Source organism: Chitinophaga pendula (assembly GCF_020386615.1).
In the GTDB taxonomy this organism is placed as follows: Bacteria; Bacteroidota; Bacteroidia; order Chitinophagales; family Chitinophagaceae; genus Chitinophaga; species Chitinophaga pendula.
Genome location: NZ_CP077769.1, coordinates 4,785,218 through 4,807,153 on the forward strand (window position 1 = coordinate 4,785,218; position 21,936 = coordinate 4,807,153).

Here is a 21,936-nt window from a genome sequence, read left to right on the forward strand (position 1 = left end):
CAGCGGACTTATACTTATACTAAAGGAGTAGTATACTATCTGTTACCTGCTTTGTTGTTCAGGTGTGGCCCGGACATATTGATCAAATCATTCATCACATTCACCGCCTCATCCAGGTAGATATCCTTGGACCTGAACTTGATCCAATCCTTATTCCTCGCAATCTTGGCAGAATCTGCTCCCAACTTGTCCAAATCAATCTTCAGGTTGGAAATACTCAGTTCCTTGATCTTCTCATTCGCCACATCATACTTCTTCAATGCAGCAGCATTTGCTTTCTGCTCCGCCTTAAAAGTCTGCATATTCAAAGAATAAGATTCCTTCTTCTCAATGCTCTTCAAAGTGTTGATATTCTCATTCACCATCTTGAACGCCTCACTACTATTCACACGTTGTGTACTGTTCTTTTTCAATGCATCTACATTCACCGGACTATGCCAGGGTGTATAAGATGCCTTCGGGATCTCATCCCAGGCCAGTGCATCCTTGTCCTTACGCTCAGCCACTTCATAATAAGGGTCTGGTAATACGATATCGGAAGACACGCCTTTCAGCTGCGTAGAACCTCCATTCGCACGATAAAACTTCTGTACGGTCAGTTTCAAAGCCCCCAGGCTCCCCAGGTCAGCCAGCTTGCCGGGCAACAGGTCATCCAGGTTCAGCATACGCTGCACAGTACCCTTACCATAAGTGGTCGGACTACCGATGATCACCGCACGTTTATAATCCTGCATAGCAGCTGCCATGATCTCAGAGGCCGAAGCACTGAACTCATTCACCATAATCGCCAGCGGACCATCATACTGCACATTCTTATCACGATCACGCAATACCACGTTCTCGCCACCACGGGATCTCACCTGTACCACCGGGCCTTCTGGGATAAAGAGACCTGCCATCTGCACCACATCCTGCAAAGAACCACCACCGTTAAAGCGAAGGTCCAGAATAATACCTTCCACCTGCTCCGCTTTCAGCTTCTGTATCTCTTTAGCTACATCATCACCGGAACGGGCGCCATTCCTGTCCTGGAAATCAGCATAAAACTCCGGCAGGTAGATATAACCGATCTTGTGTTTTCCTTGTATAATAGCCGATTTGGCAAAAGTTTCATCCAATACGATCTCGTCACGTACAATAGGCACATCCTTCACCGTACCATCCACACTTCTTACCGTCAATATCACCGTAGATCCCTTCGCACCGCGGATCACTTTTACCGCATCATCTACCGCATAACCGGTAATATCCAATGGCTCCTTCCCTTTCTCTGCTACCTTAATGATCACATCATTCGCCTTCAGCTGACCTTGCTTCCAGCTGGGACTTCCCGTTACAATACTTACGATCTTGATCTTACCGTCTTCTTCCCGCAGTTGTGCACCTATACCAAAGAATTTACCAGACATCTGCTCCTCGAAATAACGTTTCTCCACCGGTGGGAAAAAGTCCGTATGAGGGTCCATCGTAGTAGTAATAGCATTTACGTACATGCTAAAACGTTCGTTATCATCCTGTTTGTTCTTCAAACGATCAAAGTAACGGTCGTATATCTGCTTCACCTTCGCACGGGCCTCCACTTCCAGCTGCACGTCCGTTTTAGGGGTTGTCCCCGCTTTCGCCTTTTCCTTTTCCTTATCACGGATATCCTGCAGGTCGGTCAGCTTCTCCAGTGTACGATACTTCAGCACCTTGTACCAGGCATCCTTACGCGCATCCTCACTCCCAGGATAATCCAGCTTGTCAGGGTCTAACACCACCTTATCATCCTTCGTAAAGTCAAATGGCTGGTTCAGAATAGCAGGATAGATAGCTGCCGCCTCCGCTATCCGGCGCTTGATAACACCGTTGATAGCCGTAAAACATTCCACCGGTGCTCCCTTCAACTCATCGTCAATATGAGTGGACAATGCATCCAGACTATCTACATCCTTCTTCAGGAAAAACTTCTTCTCCGAGTCCAGGTCCTTCAAATATTTCGTAAAAACAGCTTTTGAAAAGGCATCATCGATGGGTTTTGGCTGATAATGTCCCTCCTTCAACACCTGGCCTACCAGGTTCATGATCACCTCGTATTTGCCGGGAGGATCGTCCGCATGACCCAGCTTACTAAAAGCCAGCACGCCGGCAGATATAGTTAGCAATAGGGCCGGTATAATCACTTTCATTCTCATATGTTCAGCATTGATATTTCAAATTTACCTATAAATACACCGCTTAGGTGAACAGGCCTCGCTTTTAACAAAACATTAGCCGGAGTATTCCGCTTTTCGCAGGCACCAGGGCAACACCTATCCTTGCACACAACTGCTGAAATTAACGAAAATAACTGGCATTTGTGCCTATGGCACGATTACGCTGCTAAAATCAGACCAGAACCACCATTCCACATCGCCCTACTTCACTAGCTTATATATAGCTCCCACAAAACCATTACTGGTAGAAGAACTCGTCAGCATATACAACTCACCAGCCTCATCTTCCCCCCAACTCAGTATCTGCAGACTTTGAGAAGGACGACCACTCAACTGCAGATCCTCCCGCTGCCATTTATTCCCATGCTGCACCAGCACCCAGGTCTTACCGTTATAATCCCCATATACATACTTCCCCTTCAACGCCGGCAATGCCTTCCCCCTATACACATACCCTCCGGTAATACTGATACCCAGGTCATGGTCATATTCATCAATAGGAGCGATCAGTTTACGCTTATCAGCACCCGCCGGCACCTTAAAATCATGGTATCCCTCCATGATCCGCCAGCCATAATTACCTCCTTTCACGATAATATCCACTTCCTCATACTTGTTCTGCCCTACATCACCGGCAAACAATCGCTGGGTACCCCGGTCAAAAGATATCCGCCAGGGATTACGCAACCCATAAGCCCATATCTCCGGCTTCACCCCTTCCTTTCCTGCAAATGGATTATCACGGGGCACCTTATACGGCACACCGTTAACGTCAATACGCAATATCTTACCTAGCAAAGTGTTAAGATCCTGCCCATTGCCGATCGTACCGTGTTTGTCACCACCACCGCCACCGTCTCCGCTGGCGATATACAGATAACCGTCCGGACCAAACACAATATCCCCTCCGTTATGGTTAGACTCCGGCTGCTCAAATTCCATTACAATACGTTTGGATTGTACATCCGCCACATTCCCATTACCGGCAGATACCGTGAACTCCGCAATACGGCTCTTGTGATTACTCCCCTTCTGCGAAGAAGGCACACTGTAGTACACATAAAACTTGTGATTGCTCTTGAACTGCGGATGAAATGCAATACCTAACAACCCTCGCTCATCATAACCAGGGTTGATCTTCACCATCTCATTACTAACATCCAGGAAAGGGGTCGTCAGCATCTTACCTCCCTGTATGATCCATACCTTCCCTTCCTTCTGGCAAATAAATATTCGCCCCGTACCATCCCGCGGTACCCCCAACGCAACGGGAGACAATATACGATCAGTGATCAGCTGCAACTTCGCTTCGTAAGGTGGTGCAGCAGTAGGTGTAACTGTTTTCTCAGGATCAACGGGTCCATTGGCCTGGCTGACAAACGGTCCGGTCAGCAAAACGAACATAAGTCCGGTCTTTAATAAGCAATATCTGGTCATACGTGGTATAATAGTATTGAGTATAAAAATAATCATCTTGCTCGCATACTTCCTACCGTTCGTAACAATAATACCGCCCGGAAATAAGAAAGCCCCCTCTGCAATCGCAAAGGGGGCCGCGGTTTATGTAATCATTCCAGTCTTACCAGCCTGCATTTTGTTTTACGATACCACCACTGCTGATGATCTCGCTCTGCGGTACCGGCCATACATGATGTATAGCAGGATCAAAGTCACGCGCTGGCCATACCACCTTACCATCTGCACCGTGCAACGGTTGTCCGTAAGCAGCCTTTGCATCTCCCCAACGCACCAGGTCCACATGGCGGTTAGCCCACTCTCCTGCCAGCTCACAACGACGTTGTAACTTCAGCTCCTTCATGTCTGCACCAGTTATCTCTACCAGCCCCGCACGACGGCGGATCATGTTGATCTCCGCATCCGCATTTTTCCCTTGCATCAGTTTAGCCTCCGCCTTGATCAGTATCACCTCCGCATAACGCAGCAACGGTACATTCAGATCCGTCGTAGGGTGATCCCCGTTCTTACTAAGTCTCGCACCGTCAGCATAGGTAAATGGCTCCATGTATTTACGGAACTGGTATCCGGATAAGCTCTGCGGCTTATCAAACACCTTTTCCTTACCGAAATATACAAACTTGTCACCAGGCTTCAGGATCGTCGCTTCCCGACGTTTATCACCGGGCAGATACGTATCATACAACTCCTTTGTAGGCATGTAATAACCCCAGCCATTATAAAGGTCCCATCCTTTATAGTCCAGCATCACACCGGGCAATATGCTACCCCAACCGTTAGGCCCGGATGCCGTACCGTAAGCCGACCAGATATACTCGCTGCTCCAGTTGTTGGCAATAGTAAATACGTCTGCAAAGTTATCCAGCAGCTTATGTTTACCGCTCTGCATCACCATGTCCGCATACTTCTCCGCATTGGCATAATCCTTCTTATAAAGGAACATCTTACTCAGGAAAGCATATGCAGCTGTCTTATGCGGACGGCCATAGTCAGGTCCCTGGTACTGGTCGAAATAAGGTAACAAATCCACAGCCTGCAACAATTCCTTCTCCACATACTCATACACCTTGTTCACATTCTCAGAACGGGGAAGTGGTTTGTCACTGCTCATATTGTTACGGTCTACTAGCGGTACTCCCGCACGGGCATCACCATAAGTATAGGCCAGCTCAAAGTACATCAGACCACTGAAGAAATAAGCCTCTCCGAGGATACGCTTTTTCAGCGCCTCATTCATCGTAATACCAGGCACCTTGGTGATGATATCATTCGCACGTTTGATCACAATATAACGTAGCTGCCACTGACCTTCGGTATAAGACCCCCCGATGAAACCACGGTTGAAGTTTTTGATGTTATCACCTTCCGCCTTGATCCTGCCCGTCACCATATCATCGCTGGCATTGATGAACCACCAGTAACCACGACCGTAAAAGTTCTCATCATCAAATTTCTCATACAAGCTGTTCGCCGCAGATACCGCGTCCTTCTCCGTCTTCCAGAAGTTACCGGTAGTAGGAGCGCCTTCCGGTACTATATCCAGTTTTTTGCTGCAAGCACCCAGCGTAGCTATCATGCCGATCGACAGGGTCAGTTGCTTTATAATGCTTTTCATAATTCGCTTTCTTTAATGATTAGAAGTTCACATTCAGACCAAACAATACACTTCTCGCCTGCGGATAACGTCCCTTGTCAATACCAAATTCATCCATCCCTACTTCAGGATCAAATCCTTTGTATTTGGTAAAGGTCAGCAGGTTACCACCTGTTACATATACACGCAGCCCTTTAATACCGGCATGTTTCAGAACGCTGGCAGGCACGGTATAACCGAGCGTTACGTTCTTGATACGCAGGTAAGAACCGTCTTCTATATACCAATCAGAGGCATTACCGTAGTTGTTGTTGCTGTCATCCGCAGTGATACGGGGAATGTTGCTGTTAGGATTGCTGGGAGACCAGGCATTCAGGATGTCACGCAACAGGTTGAAGTTAGCTCCCACACTGGTATTCAAGTTGGTATATTTCAACGCATTGAATAGCTTGTTTCCTTGTACACCTTGTGCAGCAATGTTCAGATCAAAACCTTTATAGCTGGCATTAAAGCTGAATCCATAAGTAAAACCAGGATAAGGACTACCTACGATCTCGCGATCTTCATTACCGATAGAACCGTTACCGCTCCTGTCTACGAAACGGATATCTCCGGGTTTCGCTTTAGGCTGTATCTTCTGTCCAGCAGCATTCTTGTAGTTATCCACTTCTTCCTGCGTCTTGAAGATACCGTTGGTACGGATCACATAGTAAGAATAGAGCGGACTACCTACCTGAGAATAAATAGGCGCCAGCGTACTACGTACGTTCACACCTGGATAGTTGATGCTGGAAACAGACTCCGTCAGCGATAACAGCTTGTTGTTGATCTTCGTCAATGTTACACCTACACCGTATTGGAATTCCTTGTTAGCTGCACTGTTATAGTTTATTCCCAACTCAATACCTCTATCGCGGAAAGTACCGGCATTCTTCCAGGCACCGTTGCTCACACCTTGCGTAGCCGTAGGGCTGGTCTGGAATAACATATCCTCTGTAGTTTTGATAAAATAGTCAGCGATCACGTTCAGCCTGTTCTCAAAGAAACCCAGGTCAGCACCAATGTTCACCTGGCGGGATTGTGCCCACTTGATGTTCGGATTAGAGATCGCATCCTCTGCATAACCGGTAACCGTCTGCGGGTCTTTACCCATATAAGACTGCGTACGACGCATGTTGATATTGATAGCATTGGCGGGCAAACTTCCTAGGTTACCTAACAGACCATAGCTACCACGGATCTTGGCATAATACAACCAGCCATTGTTACGCAGCCATGGCTCTTCCGTCAATACCCATCCACCGGTCACGGCATAATAGTTCGCATAACGGTTAGCTTTACCTACCCTCGAGGTACCATCCCGGCGTCCCAGTACGGACAATAGGTAACGGCCTTTATAATCATAACTCACACGTCCCAGGTAAGACTCCAGCGCCCATTTGTCTTTGCCGCTGGAAGGCACCGGGTTGTTAAAGATGCTACCATTCATCAGGTAACGATACTCCATACGCTCATCTTCAAAACCACTGGCTATCACCGTCAGGAAATCACCCTCACGCTGCTGATAAGTATAACCAGCCAAGGCGGTCAGGTTGTGACCGTTGAAGTTATGATTGTAGGTCAGCGTCTGCTCAGTCAGGTATTCAGAATAGTTAGAAGTACGATAGCTTAACTCATTGCTCAGGTTAGGCTTACCGATCTCCGGGAATCTGGGTGTAAAGTTCTTGGTGTCAGTAAAAGATTTAGTGATGACAAAGTTGGAACGGAACAATAGGTCCTTAATAGGTTTTACCTCTATGTAAGGATTGATGTTGATATTGTTAACCGGGTTCTTTAAGTCCACACGTTGCAGCAGCGCCACCGGGTTGGCCAGGTCGCTATATGCTTTGGAAATACCTTCCGGCATACCGCTGTAGCTGCCATCCGGCTGATAAGGCGTGATATTACGGGGATATCCCAATGCAGCAAAAATAGCACCGGCATAAGGACTGGTAGTATTAGCACCGTTACCGTTAGTATAGGTATAAGACATGTTCTCACCGATCTTCAGCCAGGGCTTCACCTGTACGTCGGAGTTCATACGGAAAGAGAAACGCTCACTGTAAGTATTGAGCAGGATACCATCGCCTTTGCGATATCCCAGTGCCATATAATACCTGGATTTATCATTACCACCATTCACGTTAACGTTGTAGTCCTGTATCTTACCGGTACGGAAGATCTCATCCAGCCAGTTAGTACGGGTGATCTGTCCATCAGGATATTTAGCAGGATCAAACGCATCCTGACGTGGCTTACCGGCAGCATCAGCGGCCTGGTTCATCACATCGGCAAACTCTTTGGCGTTAAGGGTCTGCAACTTCTTGGCCGCTTGCTGAAAACCGAGCTTCACATCAGCCGTTACCGTCGTAGCACCTTGTTTTCCTTTTTTGGTAGTGATCAATACCACCCCGCCGGATGCTCTCGCACCATAAATAGCAGCAGAAGCATCTTTCAGTACGTTGATAGATTCTATATCATTCGGATTGATCGGACCACCAGTGTAGATCGCTCCGTCTACCACATACAAAGGCCCTTCACCGTTGATACCTCCCAGACCACGTATATATACTTTGGGCACAGAGGTCGGATCACCACCCTGGTTCTGTACGATCACTCCGGGTGCCTTACCTTGCAGCGCTTCTGCCAGATCGTTTAATGATCGGGAACCGATCTTATCCAACTGCACATCTGCCACTGCACCACTCACAGTAGAACGTTTCTGTGTACCATAACCAATTACCACCAGCTGGTTCAGACTCACCGTGCTCTCTTCCATCACAATGTTAAAACTGCGTTCAACACCTACGGTGATCTCCTGGGTTTTGTAACCTAACATACTTACTACCAGCGTCAGCTCACTACGGGAGTCCGTGCTGATACGGAAATCTCCTTTACCGTCTGTGCTGGTACCTTGTGCAGTGCCTTTGATCATAATACTGGCGCCTGGCAACGGACCGTTTTTATCAGTCACCTTACCGGTAATAGTGATCTTGTCAGCGAGCTGATTTTTGTACTCCACGCTCTCATCCGCACTGTCGAAGATCAGGATGGTCTTTGAGCGCTCCTCATATTTAAGCGAAGACGATTGCAAAAGATCATGCAAAATGTCTTCTACCGTACGCGTACGGTAACTGGTCTTCGCCACCCGCACCTTACGGAGAGCCGCTTCATCATACGCCAGCCTGATACCGGTGCTGGCTTCCAGCTGTCGTAAGGCAGCCGATAAATGCCCGCTGGTAATGTCCAGCCTCGATACCTCTTGTTGTAACACCTGCGCCGAAAGCGGCAGCGCAGTCGCAACAGAAGTAGCCATCAGCAGTGACAATGACACTGCCAGCTTCTTTCTGTTAACACGCATAAAAAACGATTGTGGTGTGCGTTGCATATTTATTATGATTAAAGTAACCTGTACCAATTAGTAGATAGTCAGTACAGCAGCCTTGTGAGTAAAGTGTAACTTAGGTTGATAACTGATACGTCGCAGAATAACTAGTAACTCCTCCAATGAAGTATTAGCAGGCACCCGCAGCGTATAACTGCCGGCTTTCATATCCAGCTTGGTCGTCACCTTCACCGCGTATTCACGCTCCAGCAACTGTACCAGCTGACCCAGGTTGGCATTGCGTAACACCAGCTCCCCTTTTGTCCAGGCCACGTCTTCCGCCACAGAAACCTCATCTTCCATCACCAGATCATCCTGCGCCTGCACCGTAAATCGCTTGCCTGGCAACAATTCGCCATAGGCGCGTGCCTTGCTCGCTACCTTCACCTTACCTGTAGCCACCGACACACGGCATACTCGCTCAGCCGCCATGTTCTCAACAGTAAAGGATGTACCGAGTACAGTAGTCGTAATACCTTGCGCCGTTACCGTAAATGGATGGGATATATCAGAACGGGTATCAAAGAAGGCCTTCCCCCGTTCCAGGCGTAATGCACGAACGCGCACACCATAAGCATCAGCATATTGTATAGTAGTATTAGGCGCCAGCACCACCACCGAACTATCCGGTAGTATCATTCGCAGGGTCTGCCCCGCACCGGTCTGCTGCGTCACCCAACGTTCACCGTGTACCGTAGTTTTTGTCCTGCCCAACAGGAAATAAACTGCCGTACCAATCAGCAGCAACACAGCCGCCGCCTGCAGCCACTTACGAAGCAATCCGCCACTCCTGCGCACCGGCACCGGCCGTTGTAATATACGCGCCAGCATCACCGCCTTCACCTGCTGACGCTCCTCATCAGTAAAAGCAAGCTGCTCCTGACTATGCGCATCTACAGCATCCAGCCAGCGATAAAGCAATTGCAGCTCCGCCTCCGTACATCGCTGCTGTCTGTATTTCCCCAGTAATTGTGAAAGTGTGGTGCTGTCCATCCGTGATGATCCCCTTTTCATCACCTAGACACGGCTTATAAATGGAATAACTATCGGGAAACAGGGCTTAACATTTTGGTAATATAGACACACACATTATTGATATAACCACCATACCACAACGATCACCACACCATATCCCCATTGCGCTTTGATACGATGCAGCGCCGTATTCAGCTGATTGCGGATCGTCTGCTCAGAAGCACCGGTACGCTGCGCAATCTCCGCCACCGTCAACGATTCTATCCTATGCAGGTAAAATACATCCTTCATCTTACCGGGCAACATGTCAATAGTACGCAGCAACTCCTGCTCCGTATCCTTGGCCTGCAACTGCTCCAGCAACGAATGATCCCCCTCATTCACCACCTGCACGAACAACTCCACGTGATCCTGGTACAACTGCTCATCCCGGATAGCATTCAGCAACCGGTTCTTTAATGCCGTCTTCAGATAACCGGCAATACTAACTACCGCAGGTAAACTATCATGCTTTTCCCATAGGTGAATGAATAAACCTTGCACAGTATCCTGCGCCTGCGGCATGTCCCTCGTGATATGATAGGCATAGGATAATAGTTCCTCCCAGTACAGATCAAATAGTTCCCGGAACGCAGCCTCGTCCCCGGCCTTTAACTGTCCCCATAAAGTGTGCTCGGTAACTTGATGCATATTCACATTAACAGGACAAAGTTATCCCGGTTTCCCCACCAAACCCGGCCGTCGGATTTATCAAATTGTTAAGCCGCATACAACACACTTATCCACATATCATCCATTTTGTTGCCGCACTCCTTATGTAAAATGGTTACCTTTGCGGCACCGCTTCACCAAAATTTCATACGATTGGAAGACCAGGCAACACCCAATAGGAATGATCCTTACGCTTCGTTAAGATTTGCTGAATTCAACTATTATCTGGTGATCCGCTTTGCAGTAGTATTCGCACTCACCATGCAGTTCGCTATCGTAGAATGGAAAGTATACGAGATCTCCCGCGATCCTTTCACCCTCGGACTCATTGGCCTCGCAGAAGTAATCCCTGCCGTCGGCCTCGCCCTCTTCGCCGGCCATATAGTAGATAAAAGAGAAAAAAGAGGAATGATGCTCAAATGTATCATCGCATACATCATCATCAGTGCAGGCCTCTTCCTCCTCACCTGGGATAAAGCCACCGTCGGCATATCCAAAGCATGGACCCTCAACCTCATCTACATACTCGTATTCCTGGGAGGTATCGTCAGAGCCTTCGTCAGCCCTTCCAACTTCACCTTACTATCATTACTCGTACCACGCACACACTACGCCAACGCCTCCACCTGGAGCAGCAGTGCCTGGCAGATAGGCGGCATGCTCGGCCCCGCACTAGGTGGCGTATGCATTCACCTCTTAGGCGTACATTGGTCTATGCTGCTGGTCATGTTCATCTTCTTCGCACCGCTATATAGCCTGCTGCATATCAAACCCAAACCGATCTATTATAAGGAAAAAGGAGAAGGGATACTGGAAAGCCTCACACAGGGTATGCGCTTCGTATGGAAGACCAAAGTAGTGCTCAACGCCATGGCCCTCGATATGTTCGCCGTACTGTTCGGCGGCGCCGTAGCCATGCTCCCCGCCTTCGCCACCGATGTCCTCCACGTAGGCTCACTCGGATTCGGTATGCTGCGGGCCGCACCTGCCGTAGGCTCACTCGTCACCATGTTCATACTGGCTTATCGCCCACTGGTCAATAAACCTGGCCTTAAACTGCTGGCAGCCGTATTCGGATTCGGTATCTGTATCATCGTATTCGGCCTCTCCACCAGCTTCTACCTGTCACTCGCAGCACTGCTCATCAGCGGCATGCTCGATGGCATCAGCGTTATCATCCGCCAAACCATCCTCCAACTCAAAACACCTGACGAAATGAGAGGCCGCGTCGCCTCCGTAAGCTCTATGTTCGTCGGCTCCTCCAACGAACTGGGCGCCTTCGAAAGCGGATTCGCCGCCAGAGCCATCGGACTCATACCGTCAGTCGTAGTAGGTGGTTGCATTACCCTCGGCGTAGTGGTCACCACCTACGTCATATCTCCCGCTATGCGGAAACTAGACCTGAAAGCTGATTAGAAAAAATACTACTTCATCTCCTCCTTTAACCGCTCCAGCACATAATACACAGCCGGGCAGATCGTACTATTGAGGTAAGTAGTGTTAGGTCGCTTGAAAAACTCGTAACTGTCAGTATAAGGATAGTTATGACAATCCCCGGGACGCACGTCATAAATGCTACAGTAATTATCCGCTCCCAGAAACGGACAGGGAGAACGCCTCACCACATAATCACCGTCCTCGTCCAACCGGAGATAAGTCTCAATAAACACCGACTCCCGCATACCCAAATACTTGGAAATACGCTTAATATCCGGCGTCTTAAACCGCGGACTGATACGCTTACAACACCCCGCACATTGCAGGCAGTCAATATGACTGAATGCCTCCTCATGAAGGTCCGGCAACAGCTTCTCTACACCCTTCCCCTTCTTGGTCTGCAACTTCTGCAAAAATTGCTTGTTGGCCTTCTGCTTCTCCTTGGCCTTCACTTCCCAGTTTTGTAACAGCTCGTTCATTTACTCACAAAGATAGCGCTAAAATGACCGATCCCGAAAAGCCCCCTTCCACCCATATCCAATATTTACCAGACAAATACATGACAATCACCTAACTCCTTCATTACCATTTATCACCGTACTATCCACCCTCCCCCCGCCGGTTTGGCCATTGCTTAAAAAGGTCATAGCTTTGCGAATCTTTCAAACTACTACCTGCTTATATCATGAACCTTTTTGATACTCAACAGAACGAGTTCGTACACCGCCATATAGGGCCTAATGACAGTGAGACAACTGAAATGCTCGAAGTGATCGGCGCCTCTTCCGCCGATGCACTCGTAGATCAGACCGTACCTGCTGCCATCCGTATGCAACAGGAACTGGATGTTCCAGCGGCCATCAGCGAGAGCGAATACCTCCGCCAACTCAAGGACATCTCCCTGAAAAACAAAGTGTTCCGTACCTATATCGGCCAGGGATACTACGATACCATCACGCCCAGCGTGATCCTTCGCAACGTCTTCGAAAACCCGGGATGGTATACCCAGTATACCCCCTACCAGGCCGAGATCTCTCAGGGCCGCCTCGAAAGCTTACTCAACTACCAGACACTCGTTTCCGACCTGACCGGCCTCCCGCTAGCCAACGCTTCCCTCCTCGACGAAGCGACCGCCGCCGCAGAAGCCATGACCATGTTCTTCAATACCCTCAACAGGGATCATGAACATGTCACCAAACCTAAATTCTTCGTTGACAAAGAAGTATTCCCGCAAACCCTCGATGTACTCTTTACCAGAGCTACCCCCCTCCAGATCGAGATAGTAGTAGGCGACTATAAAACCGCTCAATTCGATGAACTGTACTTCGGTGCACTCATCCAATATCCTAACAATATCGGTAGCGTAGAAGACTACCGCAGCTTTATAGAGAAAGTGCATGCAGCAGGCGCACTCGTAGCCATGGCTACCGACCTGCTCGCACTCACCCTCCTCACCTCCCCCGGCGACCTCGGCGCCGACGCAGCCCTGGGCTCCGCTCAACGTTTCGGCGTTCCCCTCGGATTCGGTGGCCCCCACGCCGCTTTCTTCACCGCCAAAGATGACTTCAAACGCTCCATACCAGGTCGTATCATCGGTGTAAGCATCGACGCTCAAGGCAACCGCGCCCTGCGAATGGCCCTGCAAACACGCGAACAACACATCAAACGCGAAAAAGCAACGTCCAATATCTGTACCGCACAGGCACTACTCGCCAACATGGCTGCCATGTATGCCGTATATCACGGTCCCCACGGCCTCCGCCAGATCGCTTCCCGTGTGAGCCTGCTCACCAAAGCACTGGCCGATAACCTCACCGCCAAAGGAATCACCCTCCAGTCCGGACAGTTCTTCGATACCATCGTCGTTAATGCCGATGCTAACACCATCCGCCCTAAAGCAGAAGCAGCAGAAATCAACTTCCGCTACCTGCCCTCCGGCGCCATCAGCATCGCCCTCGACGAAACCACCACCTCCGCCGATGTGAACGATATCCTCGCCATATTCGGTGCCGACAAACTGCCCTCCGAAGATCAGCTGACATTCTCTCCCGATCACATCCCCACTGACCTCCAACGTACCTCCGCTTACCTCCTGCACCCGGTTTTCAACAGCCACCACAGCGAGTCGCAAATGATGCGTTACATGAAGTCACTGGAAAATAAAGACCTCTCCCTCAATACCTCCATGATATCCCTGGGTTCATGCACCATGAAGCTCAACGCAGCTTCTGAAATGATCCCCCTCAGCTGGGCACACTGGAGCAAAATGCACCCCTTCGTACCGCAAAACCAAGCAGCCGGTTACCTCCAGATCGTTAATGAACTGAGCGACTACCTCTGCAAGATCACCGCATTCGACGCGTGCAGCCTCCAACCTAATAGCGGCGCCCAGGGCGAATACGCCGGCCTGCTTACCATCCGCGACTACCACGAAAGCCGTGGCGAAACACATCGCAACGTAATGCTCATCCCCATCTCCGCCCACGGTACCAACCCCGCTTCCGCCGTAATGGCCGGATTCCAGGTAGTAGTAGTAAAAGCACTGGAGAATGGGTACATCGATGTAGACGATCTCAAAGCAAAAGCTGCTACCCACGCCGATAAACTGGCTGGTATCATGATCACCTACCCTTCAACCTACGGTGTATACGAAGAGAGCGTAAAAGATATCTGCGCGACCATCCACCAGCATGGCGGTCAGGTATACATGGATGGCGCCAACATGAACGCCCAGGTAGGTATGACCGCTCCGGGCCTCATAGGTGCCGACGTATGCCACCTCAACCTCCACAAGACCTTCGCAATACCTCACGGTGGCGGCGGTCCTGGAATGGGACCCATCTGCGTAGCCAAACACCTGGCTCCCTTCCTCCCCGGACATGTCATCAACGGTAAAGAGAAAAACCAGGCCGTTTCCGCAGCACCATTCGGCTCCGCCAGCATCCTGCTCATATCATACGCCTACATCCGCATGCTCGGATATGCAGGCCTCAAAAAAGCCACACAGTACGCTATCCTCAACGCCAACTACATGAAGGCCAAACTGGAAAAAGCTTATGATATCCTCTACACCGGCAGCCAGGGCACCTGCGCTCACGAGTTCATCGTAGACCTCCGCCCATTCAAAAATACCGCCGGTATAGAAGCAGAAGATGTCGCCAAACGCCTCATGGACTACGGCTTCCACGCCCCTACCATGAGCTTCCCCGTTCCCGGTACCATCATGATCGAACCGACAGAAAGTGAAGACAAAGCAGAACTCGATCGCTTCTGCGACGCCCTCCTCGCCATCCGCGAAGAAATCCGCGCCGTAGAAGAAGGCTCCAGCAACAAACAGGATAACGTACTGAAAAATGCACCGCATACCCAGTTCGTCATCACCGCCGACGAATGGACCAAACCTTACAGCCGCCAACAAGCAGCATTCCCACTGCCTTACGTAAAGGAAAACAAATTCTGGCCTTCCGTTAGCCGTGTCAACAACACCCATGGCGACAGAAACCTGATCTGTACCTGCGAGCCCGTAAGCGCCTACGAAACAGCAGAAGCGTAATAAACGATAATTATAAAATGAGCAAATGCCGGTGAGTAATACTCATCGGCATTTTTTTTACCTCCCCCCTACCCACTTTAAACTTTCCCACACCTATATCGCCCATCAGGATAATAGCCCCAATATCAACCTATCAGGAAGGCCTCGATCAACAGCTTTTCAATACCCCCCTCAAATTCCTCCTTATGAAAAGCTTATCATCGTTCCTTTACATCTCAATCGCCCTCTTTTGTACCAGCGCTACCCCCCGCCACATCCGCTGCCCCCCTACTGCACTCACCTCGCCCACCACGCCTACCACGCCCCACACACCGTCACTGCCGATGAAATCACCAACAGCCGCGTCAACCTTCATCATACAGGTCTGATATCCGCTAAAAACAAATAGCCCTGGAAAACATGCTATACATGTATTCCAGGGCCATTAGATTACTTATACAAGGACTGCTATCCCCTAAAATAACCTTATTCTAACGCAGTCCCGTATATACCTTAGTGGTGCTTTTTAGCAGCAGGAGCAGCTTTGTCTGCCTTAGCAGCAGGCTTAGCTTCAGCAGCTGGTTTTGCTTCAGTAGCTGGTACAGTCTTCTCTTTACCGGCTTTCTTGTCTTTCTTTACAGGTGCCTGCTGAGCAAATACGCTGGAAGCACCAAAAGTAATAGCGGCTGCGAAAAACAGAATGCTGAGTTTTTTCATTTGACTTGATGTTTAAATGGATGTTTAATAAACTGTTCCCCTCTATAACATCCCCCCCACGCACCCCCTCACCTTTGTAAGTGTTAAAAAAATTATAATATAATTGCCCGGCATACACTCCCATTGACTGTCAATAACATAGCTTTTCTCCTTACCTTCATCCCTCCTTTTCGACCCATACTGATCATGAAAGACATCCCGGTAAGACAAATACCTACTTCCCAACAAGAACCTGGCCTCGCCGGCCAGTTTAATATACACGACCTCCGCCCCCTCATGGATGAACAAGACATGATCCAGGAACTACATCGCCATAACTTCTACTACCTCCTGGTACTCCAAAAAGGCGTCGGCTCACACGAGATCGATTTTACCCCCCTCCCCGTCACCGACAATACCCTCTTCTTTATGCGTCCCGGACAGGTACACCGCCTCACCCTCCTGGCTGGCAGCAAAGGTTATCTCTTATCCTTCCGCCCTGGCTTCTTTCCCTACAACGCCGACTCCGCCCGCTCCCTCAGCACAATGGCCAATACCAATCACCAGCGCCTCTCCCCCGACACCTTCGCCAGCATCTGGAACTTGCTCAACAACATAGCCACAGAGTTCAATGAACAAAAAAACGATTACTTCCAGGTCATCAAAGCCCACCTCCATATCCTGTTCATCCATCTCGCCCGGCAACAAAAACAGGACGCTCCCTCCCTACAACATAGCTATACACAGCAACGCCTCGACGAACTCACGGAACTGCTGGATAAATATATCACCACCCATAAGCAGGTAACACAATATGCCGCCCTCCTCAACCTGTCCGTCTACCAGCTCAACGCCATTACCAAAACGACCACCGGCAAGACCTGCTCCGCCCTCATCAACGATCATATTATCCTCGAAGCCAAAAGATACCTGCTCGCTACCACCAACCAGGTCAACCAGGTCGCCTGGCACCTCGGCTATGAAGATGTCTCCTACTTTATCCGCTTCTTCAAAAAACACACCGGCCTCTCCCCCGATGCCTTCCGGAATAAATACAGATAAGTCCTGCGGAACTCTATGTTTGTCCTATCCCCGAAACTCGCCACAGTCCTACCTTTAATCTACAAAATCAATAATAACATGGCACAGAAATGGAACGACAGATACCAGCATCCCGAATTCGCCTATGGCAAAGCCCCCAATGTGTTCTTTGAAAAATCCCTCCCTCACTTTGAAGCTGGCCATATATTAATGCCGGCAGATGGAGAAGGCCGCAATGGTGTATTCGCTGCTACGGTAGGCTGGCAGGTTACCTCTTTCGATCAGAGCAGCGTTGGCCAGCGCAAAGCCCTACAGCTGGCCGCCGAACACAACGTATCCCTGGATTATATCGTCAGTGATCTCGAAGACCTCCACCTTGAACCGGAAAGTTTCGACGCGATAGGACTTATATATGCACATTTCGACGCGGATAAAAAATCCCGCTACCACCGTAAACTAAATGAATACCTCCGCCCAGGCGGTATCGTCATCTTCGAAGCCTTCAGCAAAAGACACCTCGAATTCGTCACCCGCAACCCACAAGTAGGCGGTCCCAGAGGATTAGACGACCTCTTCTCCGAAGAAGAAATCATTCTCGACTTTCCCAACTTCGAAATACTAACCCTCCGGGATGAGATCATCCGCCTCAACGAAGGAATGTTCCATATCGGCGAAGGTGCCGTGATCCGTTTTGTAGGCCGGAAAAAATAGTGGGTATGATACGCCGATTTTTTGCCGTAACTTTAAGTAAAACACCCCATAACCCATGGCAACCCAAAACGGCATTATTACATTTACTGGCCGCCTCGGTAACATGATAGGCTACTACCGCAACGGCCTCCACTACTTCCGGAGCAAACCTACATCCGTACGTCAAACCACTGCCACTAAGATCGCTGCCCGCCTCTTCGGCCAGGCCAGCCGTAAAGGAAAACTCATCAGGCAAGCCAACTTATCACTGCTCAATACCCGCTACGATGGTACCTTGGTGAATAGACTCAATAAGGTACTGTTACAGTCCTCTGCCCTTACGCACCAGGAACTCTGCGGCTTCCGCTTCAACCGTCATACCGGCCTGGAAAAGTTTTTCTCCATACCGCCCGTATGTACAGTCGAAGGCCAGGTAGAAATTCCGGCACAGACCCTGCCTGCAGTGAAAGGCGCAACACGCCTGCACGTCAAACTGATCGCCACCAGGATGGACTTTAACACCTGCCGTATCACCGGTACACAGTGTATATCCGCCTGGATCGATCTGCAATCAACATTCTCCGGCTTATCCCTGTCTGTAGACCTCGCCGGCAATGGTACGCTGCTCCTGACCGTACAGGTACAGGCATATAACCACAAAACACCGAAGACAAACAAAATGGCCATCGCCGCCGATATCGTAGCCGTACAATCGCCAACACCCCGGCCACAACCGGTACGTATCAGGAATCAGGCGCCACATATCAAACGCGTACAGCCTTACAGCCCACTGCCGGTCAATACCCAAGCCAACGCCATTCTCAGACTGCTCAAAGAATGAGTGACTATCAGCTCACCAGTAAAATCGATGGTAAAAAATAACAGGAGTGCAGCACTTCCCGGATAGCTATGTCCCATATACTAAAAGACAAAGGAAAACACTCCTTTTCAGCTATGTCGCTACGCTAAAAATTAACCACTAACACAAAAAAGGACGATAAACACAGCGCCTGCAACCCGGCAAATCACAAAAATCGACCATTTCGATCAAGTCCACCTCTCCTCCACCTATCTCGTAATTTTGCTGTAAGTCCTGTATAATAAGGCTATAGTAAACTTATTACTCAGGTAAGGAAGTGCCTTGTAATAATTCCAGGAGATCCCCCCTCACGAATGCAGGTACGCATCCAATACCGCCAGCCGGATCTGGTTCAGATTGGCAGTACTAGTATTCGATAGTATGATCAATGTCACGCCTTTATCGACCAGGTGTACCCAGGTAGACTCATTACCATACCCGCCACCCTGGCGCTCCGCAAAAATGGTATTGATACCGCCTATCTTCTTGGGATATACCCAGAAACCAAATGCCACATCGTCCAGTTCAGGATAACCCTTTGTCATCAGGTCAACAGTCGATTGCTTCAGCAAGGTATGATGGAAAATAGCCTGGTCAAATTTTAACAGGTCCTGCGCAGTCGAATACATAGCCCCTGCCGAAAAGTGATTGTCTATATAATGGTACGTCGGCATGATCAGCGAGTCAACATTATCATCCTTATAATAATAGCCCTCTGCCAGGTTTTTTACGATGTCTTCATGATGCCAGTAACCGCTGTTGGTCATCTTCAGCGGACGCAGTATCCGCTCCCTTAACACTTCATCATACGGCTGCTGGCAGATGATCTCGATGATCTTACCCAGCAAGACATAGTCTCCGTTACTGTAGTTGGATTTGGTACCAGGTTTATATGCCAGCGGCTCCGAACAATATCGGCTGATAAAAGAATCTACCGGCCACAGGTTCTGATCATAAGCCTCACGTATATACGCAGGGTCCATCTCTTTGGTGATACGTCCGCTGCTATAGGTCAGTAAGTTCCGGATAGTGGCCTTGTGCGCCGCTTCTCCTTTGTATTCCGGGTAATAATAGGCGATGGTGGAATCCAGCTGGATCTTGCCTTCTTCATACAGCTGCATGATCAGGGCGGCTGTAAAGGTCTTGGTCACAGAATATATCTGGCACCTGATCTTATCTGAAAATGGAATATCATAATGACGATTAGCCAACCCCGTATAACGCTGGTATTTCACTTTCCCATCTTGAGCGATCAATACCACGCCGTTAAAGTTGCGATGCCGGATACAGGAATCAATAACATGATCGACTTTTTTGAGCTGCGCTTTCCCATAAGTAGCAATCAGGGACAATAGCACAACGAGGCGCAATAGTTTCATATAAATAGTTAAAGGGACAGTTAAGTATACACAATATAAAAATTGTAGCCAGATAATCTATCACCATGCCTGCAAAATCTTATCAGTACCGGCAGTAGAATAAATGTCATTAATACACCTTCATCTATGGGGCCTTCTTACCAAAGTGCCTGCCAGTATCGGCCTCCTATTCCCAGGAGTTCATATCTCCCCCTTGCTTCGTTTCCTACATCACCTCATTACCGTCTTTACATATCTCCCTCCTCCATCAACACTATTTACACTATTCAAATATTTAATAATTATAATAATTAACTATATTTACATATATTAGCGACCTGAAAAACCACTATACCTATGCAGGCTTACTCCTTTATGTCTACTGAAGAACTATTTTTATTGCAGGATGCGCTCAAAAAGAATAAGAAACAGCTTACGAAATTCATACTGATCGGCATCGCACTCCTGATAGTAGCCGCCATCATACCACAGATCTACCTATATTCCAACAGCGAAACAGATGAAGCCAACGAATCAATCTTCTCCTACAAGAATATCTGGTTCTGGGTATGGCTCCTCTCCTTTGTAGTAGCACTTATCTTCGCCCTCATCAAAGTAACGGACATCCGCTATTGGGCCATTAAAAAAGACCTGATGGCGCTACAAAAAGGTAGCATCGACGTACCACTCGAAGCCGTATACCTGGAAAATAACGACACCCAGACCAACTTCATGGTACTCCTCGAAAACAAACGCAAACGCCTGTTCTATTGGATGAGAGGCGCCCTCGAAGGATTCCGCACCGGCGACCAGGTAGAAATCACCTACGCCCGCCATTCCCGCGTCATCCTCACCATCGACAAAAAACGTTGATCATACACCTCCCTTTAGCAGACATACTAACTGTTCACACACCGCATCATTAGCCGGAATGTCAACCTATTCCATTGATATTCCGGCTTTCCTCACCGATCATCACCTCCCCTCACACCAACAAGCAGATCAATTTCAGCTACAAACAAATTAAAAATATTACTTAAAGAATAAATTTTTTCTATATATTTGAGGAACAGCACCTCCGGGTGTGTTGCCTATGCGCATTCCCTATACCTATCCGTCCATGATCCTTCCCTGTCCAGGTATCATGAGAGGCTTATGAGAACCACTCCGCAATGCTGCGGACAAAAGCCCGACCCTATGGGTGTATATGTACATAGCATAGTAACTACTCGATTAGTCAGTTTAAAAAATATACTATGGCTATTAATCTGGTCAAAGGTCAAACCATCGACCTGCGTAATAACAACGAAAACCAACATTTCGATATTACCACCGTTACTGTAGGTCTCGGCTGGGATATCCCAGGCCGGAATAATGGTAGCCTGCTAAGCAAATGGTTCGGCCAGCATCAAAAAGATACCGACTTCAATCTCGACGCCGTCGCTTTCCTCCTCGATGCCAATGGCAAAGTCGCTAACCTCGGCAGAACCGTTCAAATGAACAATGGCAACAAAGTAGGCCTCTACGAAGGCGATGTCATCTTCTTCAATAACAAACAACATCCCTCCGGCCACATCCGCCTCATCGACGATATCCCCGCCAAAGGCGACCACCAACAGATCATCGTCCACCTCGACAGCCTCCAGCCTCAATATCATAAACTGCTGTTCCTCGTATCCGTATACCAGGGCCGCCAACGAAATCAGCACTTCGGCGCCGTAGAAAATGCCTACATCCGCGCCGTAGACAATAACGGCGTCGAGATCACTCGCTTCAACCTCTCCGCCGACCAAAACTATAACGGCATGTGCTCCATGCTCTTCGCAGAAGTATACCGGCAAGACAACTCCTGGATATTCCACCCAATGGGCGATCCACAAGCATCCGACAACTTCATAGACATACTGAAACATTACGTATATACCCAACACTAACTACCCGGTTGTAT

Annotated in this window: 17 protein-coding genes; 7 read left to right on the top strand and 10 right to left on the bottom strand. The window is 48.9% G+C overall.

Annotated features, from left to right (window positions below; translation table 11 throughout):
• Window positions 1-35: 35 nt before the first annotated feature.
• From KTO58_RS17190 to KTO58_RS17215, 6 genes are all read right to left on the bottom strand, one after another.
• Window positions 36-2,168 (bottom strand): carboxy terminal-processing peptidase, encoded by a 2,133-nt coding sequence (locus KTO58_RS17190; protein ID WP_095838186.1) that lies wholly within the window; start codon window positions 2,166-2,168, stop codon window positions 36-38.
• 228 nt (window positions 2,169-2,396) lie between these two features.
• On the bottom strand, window positions 2,397-3,599 hold the full coding sequence (locus KTO58_RS17195; RefSeq protein WP_095838185.1) for a PQQ-dependent sugar dehydrogenase: 1,203 nt from the start codon (window positions 3,597-3,599) through the stop codon (window positions 2,397-2,399).
• A 175-nt stretch (window positions 3,600-3,774) separates the two neighbouring features.
• Complete coding sequence (locus KTO58_RS17200) at window positions 3,775-5,286, bottom strand: RagB/SusD family nutrient uptake outer membrane protein (protein ID WP_095838184.1); 1,512 nt, start codon at window positions 5,284-5,286, stop codon at window positions 3,775-3,777.
• Between the two features lie 19 nt (window positions 5,287-5,305).
• Window positions 5,306-8,692 (bottom strand): SusC/RagA family TonB-linked outer membrane protein, encoded by a 3,387-nt coding sequence (locus tag KTO58_RS17205; protein WP_225859804.1) that lies wholly within the window; start codon window positions 8,690-8,692, stop codon window positions 5,306-5,308.
• A 30-nt stretch (window positions 8,693-8,722) separates the two neighbouring features.
• Complete coding sequence (locus KTO58_RS17210) at window positions 8,723-9,682, bottom strand: FecR family protein (RefSeq protein ID WP_198315209.1); 960 nt, start codon at window positions 9,680-9,682, stop codon at window positions 8,723-8,725.
• A gap of 96 nt (window positions 9,683-9,778) precedes the next feature.
• On the bottom strand, window positions 9,779-10,354 hold the full coding sequence (locus KTO58_RS17215; protein ID WP_095838181.1) for an RNA polymerase sigma factor: 576 nt from the start codon (window positions 10,352-10,354) through the stop codon (window positions 9,779-9,781).
• 174 nt (window positions 10,355-10,528) lie between these two features.
• Here KTO58_RS17215 and KTO58_RS17220 point away from each other — a divergent pair, with 174 nt between their 5' ends.
• A complete protein-coding gene (locus tag KTO58_RS17220; protein ID WP_225859805.1) occupies window positions 10,529-11,791 on the top strand; it encodes an MFS transporter in 1,263 nt (420 codons plus the stop codon).
• Between the two features lie 8 nt (window positions 11,792-11,799).
• Here KTO58_RS17220 and KTO58_RS17225 read toward each other — a convergent pair whose 3' ends face one another.
• The gene (locus KTO58_RS17225) at window positions 11,800-12,291 is read right to left on the bottom strand and encodes a YkgJ family cysteine cluster protein (protein ID WP_095838179.1); all 492 of its coding nucleotides are present in this window, start codon (window positions 12,289-12,291) and stop codon (window positions 11,800-11,802) included.
• 206 nt (window positions 12,292-12,497) lie between these two features.
• On the opposite strand from KTO58_RS17225, the gene gcvP reads away from it, so the two are divergent.
• Window positions 12,498-15,365, top strand: a complete 2,868-nt coding sequence (gene gcvP, locus KTO58_RS17230; protein ID WP_095838178.1) for an aminomethyl-transferring glycine dehydrogenase — start codon at window positions 12,498-12,500, stop codon at window positions 15,363-15,365.
• Between the two features lie 208 nt (window positions 15,366-15,573).
• Here gcvP and KTO58_RS17235 read toward each other — a convergent pair whose 3' ends face one another.
• Both KTO58_RS17235 and KTO58_RS17240 read right to left on the bottom strand, forming a co-directional pair.
• On the bottom strand, window positions 15,574-15,723 hold the full coding sequence (locus KTO58_RS17235; RefSeq protein ID WP_157752888.1) for a hypothetical protein: 150 nt from the start codon (window positions 15,721-15,723) through the stop codon (window positions 15,574-15,576).
• A gap of 134 nt (window positions 15,724-15,857) precedes the next feature.
• Window positions 15,858-16,061 carry a hypothetical protein gene (locus tag KTO58_RS17240; RefSeq protein WP_095838177.1) on the bottom strand — a complete coding sequence of 68 codons (204 nt, stop codon included), beginning with the start codon at window positions 16,059-16,061 and terminating at the stop codon, window positions 15,858-15,860.
• Window positions 16,062-16,247: 186 nt separating this feature from the next.
• Here KTO58_RS17240 and KTO58_RS17245 point away from each other — a divergent pair, with 186 nt between their 5' ends.
• The 3 genes from KTO58_RS17245 to KTO58_RS17255 all read left to right on the top strand — a co-directional run bounded on the left by KTO58_RS17245 (window position 16,248) and on the right by KTO58_RS17255 (window position 18,612).
• On the top strand, window positions 16,248-17,102 hold the full coding sequence (locus KTO58_RS17245; RefSeq protein ID WP_095838176.1) for a helix-turn-helix domain-containing protein: 855 nt from the start codon (window positions 16,248-16,250) through the stop codon (window positions 17,100-17,102).
• A 78-nt stretch (window positions 17,103-17,180) separates the two neighbouring features.
• Window positions 17,181-17,792, top strand: coding sequence for a class I SAM-dependent methyltransferase (locus tag KTO58_RS17250; protein WP_095838175.1), 612 nt, complete (start codon window positions 17,181-17,183; stop codon window positions 17,790-17,792).
• A gap of 55 nt (window positions 17,793-17,847) precedes the next feature.
• Complete coding sequence (locus KTO58_RS17255) at window positions 17,848-18,612, top strand: hypothetical protein (RefSeq protein WP_095838174.1); 765 nt, start codon at window positions 17,848-17,850, stop codon at window positions 18,610-18,612.
• 326 nt (window positions 18,613-18,938) lie between these two features.
• On the opposite strand, the gene KTO58_RS17260 is transcribed toward KTO58_RS17255, so the two are convergent.
• Window positions 18,939-20,009, bottom strand: coding sequence for a serine hydrolase domain-containing protein (locus tag KTO58_RS17260; RefSeq protein ID WP_095838173.1), 1,071 nt, complete (start codon window positions 20,007-20,009; stop codon window positions 18,939-18,941).
• Between the two features lie 336 nt (window positions 20,010-20,345).
• Here KTO58_RS17260 and KTO58_RS17265 point away from each other — a divergent pair, with 336 nt between their 5' ends.
• Window positions 20,346-20,861: a hypothetical protein gene (locus KTO58_RS17265; protein WP_095838172.1), complete on the top strand. Its 516-nt coding sequence runs from the start codon at window positions 20,346-20,348 to the stop codon at window positions 20,859-20,861.
• Window positions 20,862-21,244: 383 nt separating this feature from the next.
• Window positions 21,245-21,922 carry a TerD family protein gene (locus KTO58_RS17270; RefSeq protein WP_095838171.1) on the top strand — a complete coding sequence of 226 codons (678 nt, stop codon included), beginning with the start codon at window positions 21,245-21,247 and terminating at the stop codon, window positions 21,920-21,922.
• Window positions 21,923-21,936: the final 14 nt, after the last annotated feature.